The sequence below is a fragment of the Salinirussus salinus genome (assembly GCF_009831455.1).
In the GTDB taxonomy this organism is placed as follows: domain Archaea; phylum Halobacteriota; class Halobacteria; order Halobacteriales; family Haloarculaceae; genus Salinirussus; species Salinirussus salinus.
This window is the reverse complement of sequence record NZ_WOWO01000004.1, coordinates 461,957-474,109: the sequence shown is the minus strand read 5'-3', so window position 1 is coordinate 474,109 and position 12,153 is coordinate 461,957. Positions and strand designations below refer to the sequence as shown.

Genomic DNA, 12,153 nt, shown 5'->3' with positions numbered 1-12,153 from the left:
GCGACCCCGCACGGCAGGAGTCATTCCACGGAACACAACCCTTACCGCCGCCGCAAGCACAGGGGGACCAATGCGAGACGTCTTCGAGGTGCGCCGGTACGACGGCGCCGGCCGGCTGGGCGAACTCGAGGTTCCCCGGGCGGGCGTGACCGTCGAGACCCCCGCGCTCCTGCCGGTGGTCAACCCCCACGTCCAGACGGTCCCCCCGCGGCGGTTGGCCGAGGACTTCGGCGCGGAGATCCTCATCACCAACAGCTACGTCCTCCACGGCAGCGAGGACCTGCGCGAGCCCGCTCTCGAGCGGGGCCTGCACGACCTGCTCGATTTCCCGGGAGCGGTCATGACCGACTCGGGCTCCTTCCAGCTCGCCGAATACGGCGAGATCGACGTCACGACCGAGGAGATCGTCCAGTTCCAGCACGACGTGGGTTCGGACATCGGGACGCCAGTCGACATCCCCACGCCGCCCGACGCCGACCGCGAGCAGGCGTCCCGGGAGCAAGCGAGCACCCAGGAGCGCATCGAGCGTGCCGCCGGGATGGACGTCGGCGACATGCTACTGACGGGGCCGGTCCAGGGGGGAACCTACCCCGAGATCCGCGAACGCGCAGCCAGGGAGGCCGCCGACAGCGGTGCCGACGTCTTTCCGGTCGGTGCCGTCGTCCCCCTGCTCAATGACTACCGCTACGGCGACGTCGTGGAGGCCGTCGTCGCCGCGAAACGGGGGCTCCCCGAATCCGCGCCGGTCCACCTCTTCGGCGCCGGCCACCCGATGACCTTCGCGCTCGCGGCGGCACTCGGCTGTGACCTCTTCGACTCCGCCGCGTACGCGCTGTACGCCCGCGACGACCGCTATCTCACCGTCCGCGGCACCGACCGCCTCGACGACCTGGAGTACTTTCCCTGCGCGTGTCCCGCCTGCGGGGAGTGGACGCCCGCCGAGCTGCGCGACCGGCCCGAGCGCGAGCGCGGCGAGGTGCTCGCCGAGCACAACATCCACGTCTCCTTCGCCGAGATGCGCCGCGTGAAGGGCGCCATCCGCGAGGGGAACCTCCTCGAACTCGTCGAGGCGCGTGCCCGCGGGCACCCGACCCTGCTCGATGGATACCGGGCGCTACTCGAACACGGGGAGTTCCTCGAGGCGACTGACCCCGTCTCGAAGGGGACGTTCTTCCACCTCTCCGCCGAGAGCGCCAGCCGCCCCGAAGTGCAGCGCCACCACGACCGGCTCGCCCGGCTGGAGGTCGGCGACGAGGTGGTCGTGGGCGGCCGGTCCGGCGACGACGGCGACGGCGGGGAGAGCGAGCGGTGGCTCTGCCGTCCCCCCTTCGGCCCGCTGCCGCCGGCGCTGAAAGACGCCTACCCGCTGACCGCCGAGGTGCCCGAGCGGCTGGAGCCCCAGGCCTACGAGGCCGCCGCCGAGGGGGTCCGCCGGCTGGCCGAGGCCAACCCCGGCACGACGGTCCGGGTGGTCCACGGCGGGTGGCCGCAGTCGGCGCTCGAGCGGTTGCCGGACGGTGTGAGCGTGGAGCGCCGGGAGACAAGTCGATCCACAGCGGAGCGCGAGGAGGGCGACGAATGACCGACTACTTCGAGGTCCACGACCGGGACGGCGCGGCCCGGCTGGGGGAACTCCGGCTGGCCGACCCGGTGACCACGCCCGGCCTCGTGGACGAAGTCCTCGCAGACGCCGGCAGCGAGTGGACTGCCGACCGCGAGGTACCAGAGGGTGACGAGGGTTCGCTGACGGTGCTTCCCCACCGCGCACTCCCGGGCGGCACGCCCGAGGAAGTCCAGTCGGCCTTCGCCGGCGAATATCCCGACGTCGACTACCCCAGCGCTGCGGTCGTCAGCCCCGCGACCGCCGCCGACCACGGAGCCGACGCCTACGTCCTCTCGACTGGTCAGTCCATCGCGGGTCACGCCGAAGCGTTCGTCGACGCCATCGTGGGGACCCGCGACGCCATCCCCGCCGACAGCGCTCTCTACCTCCCGGGCGTGGCGACCCCCGGCAACGTCGCCACGCTCGCCTATGCGGGTGTGGACCTCGTGGATACCGACCGGGCGGTCGTGAAGGGTACCCGGGGGAAGTACCTCACCGCCGACGGCGAGCACTTCCTCGAGGACCTGACCGAACTCCCCTGTGCCTGCCCGGCCTGCCAGGGCCCCTGCGCGGACTTCGACCGCGAGGACTGTGTCGCCCACAACGAGTACGCCCTCCGGGCAGCCCTGGCGACCGTCCGCGAGCGCATCAGGCGGGGCCGCCTGCGCGACTACGTCGAGGGGCAGGCCCGCCACGAGCAGTGGCACACCGCGGTCTTCCGCCGGCTCGACCGCCAGTACGGCTACCTCGAGCAGCGCACCCCCGTTATCCGGCGTGCGGAGATCACCGCCGCAAGCGACGACACCCTCCGTCGGGTGGAGATCCAGCGCTTCGCCCGGCGGGTCACCGACCGCTACCGCTGTCGCTTTGACAACCCGCTCGTGCTCGTCCCCTGCTCGGCGCATAAACCCTACAGCGACTCCCAGAGCCACGGCCAGTTCCACGATGCCGTCCAGTTCCGCGCCCACACCGTCTCGATGACCTCCCCCATCGGCGTCGTCCCCCAGGAACTCGAACTCACCTACCCCGCCCAGCACTACGACTCCGTGGTGACAGGGGACTGGTCCGCAACGGAAGTCGAGTTCGTGAGCGACGTGCTGGCTGCCTACCTCCGGGGAAACGACTACCCGCGGATGATCGCTCACGTCCCGGAGGACTACCGGCCAATCTGCGAGCGCGTCGAGGACGGCCTCGGCGTCGAGTTCGAGTACACCGTCGCCGACCACCCGACGACCACGGACTCCCTTGCGAACCTCGCGAGCGCGCTCGCGGGGGAAGACAAGTACCGCAAGCGCGAGCGCCAGCACAACACCCTCCGGGCGGTCGCGGACTACCAGTTCGGCCGCGGCGCCGGCGACGCGCTCTTCGGGGACATCCAGGTCAAAGCGCGCTACCCGAAACTGAAGGCCCACCACCCCGACGGCGAGCAACTGGCGGCGCTCGTCCCCAACTACGGCGTGCTCTCGCTGACGCTCGCCGGCGCGCGCCGGTGGGTCGACAGCGACGCGCCCACGAAACGCGTCGAGATCGACGACTTCGTTCCCCACGGCTCGGTGCTCGCGCCGGGCGTCGTCGACGCCAGCGAGGCGATCCGGGTCGGCGACGAGGTCGTGGTCGAGGGGCCGAGCGCCTTCGCGGTCGGCCGGGCGGAGATGCACGGCCGGGAGATGGCCGAGAGCACGAGGGGGATCGCCGCGAACGTCCGTCACGTCAAGGAGCGATAGTCGTCAATACGTCTCGACCGTAGTCCCGAGCCGTTCGAAGTCGTCGACGTTCCGCGTGAGCACCGGCTCGTCGACAACATCCGCAGTCGCGGCGATGATGACGTCACCGTCGTCGACCGGGGTGCCATCGTTTGCCAGGCGACCGGACAGGCGGCCGGCCTTCCGCATGACGGCAGTGTCGGCCGGATGGACTGGCTTCGATTCCAGAACGGTCTCTACCCGCTCGCGTTCGTCGGGGGAGTCACTCGCTCGGGCGACGCCGTAGTACAGTTCGAACAGCGTCATCGACGAGAGCCGCTGCTGGACGAGGTCGTGCTCCAGCTCGCGAGCCTTGTCGACAGCCCCGTCGTCGCCGTTCATCAGGTCGATCAGGAAGGTCGTGTCGAGTAGCACGTCACGACCCCAGCTCCTCAGCACGCTCTTCGAGGCCCCGCTGGCGTCGCTCGCGGCGCTCGGCGACCGCGTCCCGGAGCGCGTCTGCCTCCTCGTCGCTCAGAATACCGGCGAGGTCCAGCAGCGAGCGCTCGCCCGCCAGCCGGAGCACAACGTCGGAGAACGTCTCGTCCTCGCGTTTGTGTGCCGCCAGACGCTCGTAAGCTTCCTCGGAGAGGCGAACGCTCTTGGACATGTGCATACGGTTGTATGCAGACAGGCAAATGACTTTTCCCGCCGGCTGACAGCGAAGCCGACTTACGCACAGCCCCGCTGTCTTCTGCCAATGAGCAAGCCCAGTCCCGAGGTCTACGAGCAGGGACGCGGGATGGACGCCCACAACCGGGCGATGCGCGAAATCCGGGCCCGGAAGGACGAGAGCCACGACCCGACCGAGCCAACCCGCGTCTGGCTGGACGAAGACAACACCCCCGACGGCGTCTACGACTCGCTGACGATCATCCTCAACACCGGCGGCTGCCGGTGGGCCCGCGCCGGCGGCTGCACGATGTGTGGCTACGTCGCCGAGTCCGTCGAGGGCGGCAGCGTCTCCCACGAGGACCTCATGACCCAGGTCGAGAAGTGCCTCGACCACGAGGACGAACACGCAGACGAACCCGCCGGGCAGGTCAAGATCTACACCTCCGGCTCCTTCCTCGACGAGCGGGAGGTCGGGGCGGAGACCCGCCAGGCCATCGTCGAGACCTTCGCCGACCGCGACCGGATCGTCGTCGAGTCGCTGCCCGACTTCATCGACGCGGAGAAGGTCGCCGACTTCACCGACCGCGGGCTCGCGACGGACGTCGCGGTGGGCCTGGAGACCGCGACCGACCGCGTCCGGCAGGACTGCGTCAACAAGTACTTCGAGTTCGCGGAGTTCGAGCGCGCCGCCGCCGACGTCGCCGACGCCGGCGCGGGCGTGAAGGCCTACCTCCTCATGAAGCCGCCCTTCCTCTCGGAGGCCGAGGCGGTCGCGGACATGAAATCGTCCATCGGACGGTGTGCCGGCGTCGAGGGCTGTCACACCGTTTCGATGAACCCCTGTAACGTGCAGCGACACACGATGGTCGAGGACCTCTTTCACGCCGACGGCTACCGGCCACCGTGGCTCTGGTCGGTCTGCGAAGTCCTAGAGGACACCGCCGACGAGGACGTCCTCGTGGTCTCTGACCCCGTCGGCCACGGCTCGGACCGCGGCCCGCACAACTGCCGGGAGTGCGACGACCGCGTCCAGCGCGCAATCAAGGACTTCGACCTCCGGCAGGACCCCTCCGTCTTCGAGCAGGTCTCCTGCCCCTGTGAGCGCACGTGGGAAGAGGTCATGGACCGCGAGCGCAGTTACTCGATGCCGCTGGCGCGCTGAGAGCGGGGCCGGCCCGAGACGGCCCTGGACTGGGAGGCGACGAGGGACGTGATGAGATAGCAAGACATACAGCGCCGCCGTCTGCCAGTTTTACTTTCACTCCGGCTGGCTCGGGTATTAGTGACCCTGCCGTCTACGTGCTGGCAGGGCCAGGAGCCCTCGGGCGCACGCCCGACTGTCACACCTCCATGGCCTCGTTCCCCATCCTATTCCCCTTTCGACGCTCCCGAGCGGTGCCGCCGGCTCACCGCTGGAGGCGTTCGAGCCACCGGCCCAGCCGGCCGGCGCTGCCGGTCACCACCCGGTCGGAGTTGAAGACGTACACTGCGAGCCCGATGGCCGCCAGCGCGAAGACCGCCTCGTAGGCGATCCCCGCGAGCACGAGCCCGCTGTCCCCGAACATCAGCTGTTTCGGGGCCATCACCGGGTGCGTGAAGGGGATAGCAAAGAGCAGCGCCTGCAGCGGGAGCGAGAGCGTCGAGAAGTCGGCGAACATGGTGGCGAAGGCGGGCGCGATCGCGAGGATCGACAGCGGGAAGAGGAGGATCTGTGCGCCCTGGCGGTCGCCGGCGAAGACCCCGAGCACGAGCGCGAGCGCCAGCGCGCCCACGACGGCGAAGAAAATGGCCGCGCCGACGACGAGATACTCCGCGGCGCCGAGGCTGAATTCGGCCGGCAGGGCGCTGGCGCCGCCGGTGAGGCCGGACTGGTACTCGAAGAGGGCGACCGTGAACACGCCCGCGGCGAGCAGGCCGACGGTCGCGCTCCCGACGAGCTTGGCGGCGACGATCGTCCGCCGCGCGACCGGCATCGTCAGCAGCGTCTCCAGGGTCTTGTTCTCCTTCTCGATACCCATGGAGTTGATCACCATCTGCCCGGAGAAGACGATGACCAGCATGATCACGACGGGGATGAAGATGAACTGCGAGGTGAAGGCACTCGAGAGGACGCTCGGGGGCTGGGCCACCTGCTGACCCTTGACCAGCGTGAGGTAGGAGGGATCGACGGGGTCGAGCTGGGCGTCCGTGGCGCCGGTAGCCGTCTTCGTGATCCGCTCGGCTGCGACGCCGAGCAGCCCGTCGACCTGCCCGGAGGAGGCGATCCCGGTCAGCGAGACGCTGTCGACGACCGTCCTGACCTGGACCCCGCCCTGTTCGCCGGCGGCGATCCGCTCGCTGAACCCGCCGGGAACGACGACCAGCGCCGTCCCGCCGGCGGCCCGGGTCCGTTCCATGGCCTCGGCCGCGGAGACGTTCGCTCCGTGGTAGACCACCTCCGCCCCCTGGCTGTAGGTCTCGTTGACGATGGCCCCGTACTCGCCGGTGTCGTTGACGACGACGCCGACCGAGGGTTGCCCCGAGGTCGCCTCGTCGATCCCGCCGAAGCCCTGCCCGAGTGCGACAAAGAGGATGGGAACGAGCAGGATCGGGAGAACGTAGCGGGGCCGGAGCAGCTCGCGGACCTCCTTCCAGGTCAGCCGCAGGAACTGCCTCATGCCGTTACCTCCAGGAAGGCGTCCTCAAGGTTCTCCGTCCCCGTCCGGGCGACAAGCTCCTCGGGGGTCCCCGTGGCGACGACCTCCCCCTCGTCAAGCAGGCCGACCCGGTCACAGAGGTACTCCACCTCCAGCATGTTGTGCGAGGAGAGGACGACGCTGCGCTCGGCGCCGGGGTAGGATTTGATCGTGTCCCGGACCTGTCGGGCGTTGCGCACGTCCAGCCCCGAGGTGGGCTCGTCGAGGATCGCCAGGTCGGGCTCGGTCATCAGCGCCGCCGCGATCAGCAGCTTCCGGGTCATCCCCTTGCTGTACTCGCTGGTCTTGTCGTCGACCCGCTCGCCGAGGTCGGCCATCTCGACGCCCGCCTCCACGAGCGGGTCGGGGTCATCGGCGTAGAAGGAGGCGACGAAGTTCAGGTAGCCGCGGCCGGTGAGATTTTCATAGGCGCCGGCCTCCTCGGGCAGGTACCGGAGTGCCTCCCGGACGGCGTTCGGTTCCTCGTCGCGGTCGGCGCCTCCGACGGTGACGGTCCCGCTGTCGGCGTTCAGAAGCGTCGCCACGGTCCGGAGCGTGGTTGACTTGCCCGCACCGTTGGGGCCGACGAGCCCGAAGATCTCGCCGGGCGCTACCTCGAAGGTGACGTCCCGGAGCGCCTGGACGTCGCCGTAGGACTTGCGAAGGGACTGCACTGACAGGGCGGCCTCAGTCATACTCGTCCGGCGGGTCGAGCCGTACCGTCATATAAACAACCGCAGGTTTGCTGCGCCTGCAAATCCGCCGGGGGACAGGTGGTTCGGGGGGCTGACGCAGCGGGTCGGTCAGTCCGCGAAGGCCGCGAGCACGCCCCGTCCGTCGGTGGCGCCGACGTCGGGGAGCGTGACCCGCTCGGGGTGGGGCATCATCACCGCGACGTGCTCCCGGTCGCCGGTGAGTCCGGCGACGTTGTGTTTCGAGCCGTTCGGGTTGGCGTCGTCGGTCACCTCGCCGGACGCGTCGCAGTACCGGAAGAGCACGCGGTTCTCGTCCTCGAGGTCGGCCAGCCGGTCGTCGTCGACCTCGAAGCGGCCCTCGCCGTGGGCGATGGGCAGCTCGAGCACCTCCCCCTCGTCGTAGGCACGGGTCCAGGGCGTGTCGGCGTTCTCGACCCGGACGTGGACGCGCTCACACTGGAAGCGGGCGCTGGCGTTGGTGGTGAAGGCGCCGGGCACGAAGCTGGCCTCACAGCCGATCTGGGCGCCGTTGCAGACACCCAGCACCGGGACCCCGTCCTCGGCGGCTGCCCGGACCTCCTCCATGACAGGCGAGCGGGCCGCCATCGCCCCCGCCCGGAGGTAGTCGCCGTAGGAGAATCCGCCGGGGAGCACCACGCCGTCGGTGTCTCCGGGCAGGCCGTCCTCGTGCCAGACCAGGCCGGCGTCGACGCCGAGCGACTCGAGCGCCTGGACGGTATCGCGGTCGCAGTTCGAGCCGCCGAACTGGACGACGGCGACCGTCACAGTGACCACCTCGTGTGGGAACCGACGGTCGCCGCCGGAGGAGCAACAGTCATGTCTCGCGTTCGGCGACCGCGACCTCGTAGTCGTGGATGGTCGGGTTGGCGAGCAGCCGCTCGGTCATCTCGGTGACCCGCTGCTCCGCGCTGGAGCGGTCCGCGGCGTCGAGGTCGACCTCGAACTGGTCGGCCGAGCGCAGGTCCTCGAGTTCGAAGCCGAGCCGCTCCAGCGAGCGCTGGGTGGTCTCGGCCTCGGGGTCGAGCACCCCCCGCTTGAGCCGGACGGTGACGGTGGCGGTGTAGGCGGTCATCGGTTCGTACCGGGCCGGCGCCGTCGAAAACGCTTGCGGTTCCCCGGCCCGGTCGTCCCGCCTCTGCAACCCCGTGCGACGGCGCGCCGACCACTGGCCTCCCTGTCCACGAGGGGAGGGCCAGCCGGGCGACCCCCGGGGCTGTCCCGTGCCACACCGCCAGCCGCCGGCCCGGAAACGAACGTTTTTGTCCGGCGACGGTCAGCTATCTGGCAACGATGACCGACATGGGGTGGCGGCCGTGACGAGCGAGTTCACCGAGATCACCGTCGTCGGCGAGGACGACACGGGACTCATCGCCGAGGTGACGACGCTGCTGTTCGAGCGGTCGATCAACATCGAGGACCTGGACCAGGCCGTCCGGGAGGGCGTCTTCCGGATGACGATGCACGTCGACACCGGCGAGATGGTCTGCACCCAGGAGAAACTCCGGGAGGACCTCGCCGAACTCGGCGACGAGCTGGGCGTCGACGTGCAGGTCCGCTTCCCCGCGGACCGGGAGACCAGCCGCCTCGCGGTGCTCGTCACCAAGGAGTCACACTGCCTGGAGGCCATCTTCGAGGCCTGGGCCTCCGGAGACCTGGACGCCGAGGTCAGCGTCGTCATCGGCAACCACCCCGACCTCCAGCCGCTCGCCGAGAAGTACGACGTCCCCTTCCACGACATCGGCGACGAGAAGGGGACCCCCGACGAGGCGGAGTTGCTCGACCTGCTCGCCGAGTACGAGGTCGACCTCGTGGTGCTGGCGCGGTACATGCGCATCCTCAGCCCGGACGTGGTCTTCCGCTACGAGAACCGGATCATCAACGTCCACCCCTCGCTTTTGCCCTCGTTCCCGGGCGCCGAGGCGTACCTCCAGGCCCTGGAGGAAGGGGTCCGGATCGCCGGCGTTACCGCCCACTACGTGACGACGGACTTAGACCAGGGGCCGATCATCACCCAGCGCGCCTTTAATGTCCCCCAGGACCCCGAGGTCGACGCGGAGGACCTCCGGCGCATCGGCCAGCCCCTCGAAGCGGATGCCCTGCTCGAGGCCATCGACCTCCACCTCGACGACGAGGTGACGGTCCACCGCGGGCGCACGCGGCTGCGTGACCCCGAGGACAGCGACGCGCAGCTCGGCGCGCCCGAGGAACTCGACAAGCTGGTCCCCGACCGCCCCGTCGACGGCCTGGGCGAGGTCGTCGCCGAGCAGGAGAGTCCCGAAGCCGACGACTGAGGCGAGGTCAGGACTCCCGGTCGCCGTCGTCGACCGTCGTGCTCTCCTCCGGCCGGCCCCCGTCCTCCGCCCCCAGCAGCGCGCCGATCCGGGTGGGAAGGTCGGCGCCGTCGCCGTCGGTCGGAGCTCCGTTCGCGTCCGTATCAGGCGGGGTCGCGTCCGCGTCGAGCGGGTCCGCGTCCTGACTCCCGTCGTCGGTCGCCGGGTCCGTCGGGTCCGCCGGCGGCTCGAACGTGTACCGGTAGCCGTCGTCGATGACGTGGTACGCGTCGCCGTCGGGCGCTTCGAGGACGGCGCTGTCCGTGTCGATCGCGAGGTCGACCAGGTCGGCGAGCGTCGGCGCCTCGCCGGCCGGGAGCCGCTCGGCCTCCGGCGGGAGCCGGACGGTCGTGACCCACTCGTCGTAGTCGGCGCGGTGGGTGCGGTAGTCCAGCCACGCCCGCTCCCGGCCGGTCAGTCCGAGCCGACCCAGGACGGCCAGCGCCCCGATCCCCGCCAGCCCGGCGCCGCCGCCGACCAGCAACAGCGGCCCGCCGGCCTCCCGGAGCGGGCCGGGGTCGTTGGGGACGGGCACCGTTTCCGTCTCGGTGAACGTCTGCGAGACCGGCTCGGTCCGGACGCGGTAGACGCCGCCGTCATCGTCGATGGAGAGCGTCAGCCGGAGCTGCCGGGGGCGAGCGTCCCCCGCCTGCCTGGTCGCGACGGCCGTCGTGATGACCAGCACGCGGGGCTGCCCGGGGGAGTCGAGCCGCTCGCTGACGTTGCGCGCCCGCTGGAGCGCACGCGTCACGTTTGTCCGGAACGGGAGCCGGAGGCGCTCGCCGGGCGCGAGGGTGACCCTGGTGGCTCCGAGCGCGGTCCGGTTCTCCCAGTAGACCGTCGACCGCTCGGCGGGTCCGCCCGCATCGACGCTCCTGACCGTCACCGAGCGGTTGACGCGGACCTCGACCGGTGTGTCGGCGCCGGTCGCGGCCAGCGAGAGGTTCCCCCGGAGGACCGGCATCACCCGCTCGAAGTAGACCGAGCGGTTCGAGACCCGCTCGCCGGGGTCGAACGCGGTGCCGTTGGCCGCGCCGGTCACGGTGGCGCCGTGAGACAGCGAGCCCGAGAGCGTCCACTCGGACTCGGGTCGCTCCTCGAGGTGGGTGCCCGGCGCGGCGTAGGCGCCGTAGGTCAGCCACCCCCCGAGCAGGAGACACGCGAGCAAGGCGGCGACGGCGAACCCGCGGTTGCGGTCCAGCACTGCCCTGAGTCTGAGTTTCGATGTCATGGTTTGAGTCGGGTGAGCGCGCGCCGGAGGGCCGAGGGACCGTCCCGGGTGGTGGTGCGAACGCGGCCGCGCCCGACCAGCGAGACCCCCAGAACGTAGAACGGCACACCGAGCAGGGCGTCGATGGCGAGGACCGGCGCCCAGGGGTGCAGGCCGTGGAGGTCGTGGATGACCGAGCGCGGCAACAGGGCGAGATACCGGTGCTCGGCGACGAAGCGCCGGTAGAGCCCCGTCTCCGGCGGGGCCTGGAGGGTCACCGTCGCGTTCTCGCGGTCGCCGCCCTCGAGGTACGTCTCGCGTGGCTGCACCGTCACCCCCTCGCTGGCCGGTTCGAGATAGACTACTGTCGGGAGGACGCCCCCGTTGCCAACGGGATGTGTCGTCGTCTCCGACTCCCCCATCGGGATCACGCGGGCACCCTCCGAGTCGAACTCGGCACTGACGACCTCGTACTCCTGGGTGCCCGCCGGAAGCGCCATGCTGGCGGTCGCGACGAGCACGACCAGCGCGGCGAGACCCGCGACGGCGAGCCGGGCGCTGTGGCCCGTTTCCCGGGCCGTCTCGCGGCGCTCCCGGCCGGCCTGGCCGCCGCGCCACGCCCCGACCGCGTACCAGACGAGCGAGAGGACGAAGAGAAGGTAGGCAAGCCCCCGGACGCCGAGAAACGAGGAGAACCCCGTGACTCGGGCCAGCGTGCCCTGTACCCCACGAACTGCGCCAGTGGCTGCGGAGACGGCGGTTCCGAGGTGGGGGAGAGCGACGACATCGCCGTCGACCTGGAGGGCGACGGCGACGACCTGTGCGCGCTTGACCGGCGGCTCGTCGCCGGCCTGGTCGCGAACGGGGTTGGCGTCGCCCCTGGTGATGAACCCCTCGTCCGTGACGCCGACGACCCGGTGGGTGACCAGTCCACCGCCGTTGAGCTGTTCGGCCCGGAAGGTCACGACGTCGCCGACCCCGACCCCCCCGACGAGCGCCGGCGGGAGCGCCACGAAGCCGTCGCCGGGAGCCAGGCCGGGCTGCATGCTGCCCGTCTCGACGAATCCCAGTAGCAGCGGCTGGCCGAACAGCGCGCCGACGGCGACCGTCGCGGCGACGGCGACGACGGCGACTCCCCCTACCCGCGCACCGATGCTGCGCACCCCCATCTGCCGACCGGGGCTTGCGCGTCGGGTGTTACAAGTACTCGGTGGCTACGGTGCAACAAAAATTGGAGTAAACGGCGACTACGCGGCCCGTGT

General features: G+C 70.5%; 12 protein-coding genes. 4 read left to right on the top strand and 8 right to left on the bottom strand.

The features are described 5' to 3' along the window. Positions 1–70 precede the first annotated feature (70 nt). Positions 71–1,582 (top strand): tRNA guanosine(15) transglycosylase TgtA, encoded by a 1,512-nt coding sequence (gene tgtA / locus GN153_RS16230; RefSeq protein WP_159904644.1) that lies wholly within the window; start codon positions 71–73, stop codon positions 1,580–1,582. Then, positions 1,579–3,327, top strand: a complete 1,749-nt coding sequence (arcS, locus tag GN153_RS16225; RefSeq protein ID WP_159904642.1) for an archaeosine synthase subunit alpha — start codon at positions 1,579–1,581, stop codon at positions 3,325–3,327. Before tgtA ends, arcS begins: the two co-directional genes overlap by 4 nt. 3 nt (positions 3,328–3,330) lie before the next feature. On the opposite strand, the gene GN153_RS16220 is transcribed toward arcS, so the two are convergent. Both GN153_RS16220 and GN153_RS16215 read right to left on the bottom strand, forming a co-directional pair. Beyond that, the gene (locus tag GN153_RS16220; protein ID WP_159904640.1) at positions 3,331–3,720 is read right to left on the bottom strand and encodes a type II toxin-antitoxin system VapC family toxin; all 390 of its coding nucleotides are present in this window, start codon (positions 3,718–3,720) and stop codon (positions 3,331–3,333) included. A 1-nt stretch (position 3,721) separates the two neighbouring features. Further along, complete coding sequence (locus GN153_RS16215) at positions 3,722–3,955, bottom strand: antitoxin VapB family protein (protein ID WP_159904638.1); 234 nt, start codon at positions 3,953–3,955, stop codon at positions 3,722–3,724. 90 nt (positions 3,956–4,045) lie between these two features. Between GN153_RS16215 and GN153_RS16210 the strand changes: the two genes are divergently transcribed. Beyond that, positions 4,046–5,122 (top strand): archaeosine biosynthesis radical SAM protein RaSEA, encoded by a 1,077-nt coding sequence (locus GN153_RS16210; protein WP_159904636.1) that lies wholly within the window; start codon positions 4,046–4,048, stop codon positions 5,120–5,122. Between the two features lie 244 nt (positions 5,123–5,366). Here the strand turns inward: GN153_RS16210 and GN153_RS16205 are convergent, their stop codons facing one another. From GN153_RS16205 to purS, 4 genes are all read right to left on the bottom strand, one after another. Next, positions 5,367–6,617: an ABC transporter permease gene (locus tag GN153_RS16205; protein ID WP_159904634.1), complete on the bottom strand. Its 1,251-nt coding sequence runs from the start codon at positions 6,615–6,617 to the stop codon at positions 5,367–5,369. After that, positions 6,614–7,330 (bottom strand): ABC transporter ATP-binding protein, encoded by a 717-nt coding sequence (locus tag GN153_RS16200; RefSeq protein ID WP_159904632.1) that lies wholly within the window; start codon positions 7,328–7,330, stop codon positions 6,614–6,616. Before GN153_RS16200 ends, GN153_RS16205 begins: the two co-directional genes overlap by 4 nt. A 108-nt stretch (positions 7,331–7,438) precedes the next feature. Then, on the bottom strand, positions 7,439–8,116 hold the full coding sequence (purQ, locus tag GN153_RS16195; protein WP_159904630.1) for a phosphoribosylformylglycinamidine synthase I: 678 nt from the start codon (positions 8,114–8,116) through the stop codon (positions 7,439–7,441). A gap of 49 nt (positions 8,117–8,165) precedes the next feature. Then, positions 8,166–8,423, bottom strand: a complete 258-nt coding sequence (purS, locus tag GN153_RS16190) for a phosphoribosylformylglycinamidine synthase subunit PurS (protein ID WP_159904628.1) — start codon at positions 8,421–8,423, stop codon at positions 8,166–8,168. Between the two features lie 232 nt (positions 8,424–8,655). Between purS and GN153_RS16185 the strand changes: the two genes are divergently transcribed. Beyond that, on the top strand, positions 8,656–9,642 hold the full coding sequence (locus GN153_RS16185) for a formyltetrahydrofolate deformylase (protein WP_159904626.1): 987 nt from the start codon (positions 8,656–8,658) through the stop codon (positions 9,640–9,642). 7 nt (positions 9,643–9,649) lie between these two features. Here the strand turns inward: GN153_RS16185 and GN153_RS16180 are convergent, their stop codons facing one another. Both GN153_RS16180 and GN153_RS16175 read right to left on the bottom strand, forming a co-directional pair. Beyond that, the gene (locus GN153_RS16180; RefSeq protein ID WP_159904624.1) at positions 9,650–10,912 is read right to left on the bottom strand and encodes a DUF5305 family protein; all 1,263 of its coding nucleotides are present in this window, start codon (positions 10,910–10,912) and stop codon (positions 9,650–9,652) included. After that, complete coding sequence (locus GN153_RS16175) at positions 10,909–12,060, bottom strand: S26 family signal peptidase (protein ID WP_159904622.1); 1,152 nt, start codon at positions 12,058–12,060, stop codon at positions 10,909–10,911. The genes GN153_RS16180 and GN153_RS16175 overlap by 4 nt, the downstream gene beginning before the upstream one ends. Positions 12,061–12,153 lie beyond the last annotated feature (93 nt).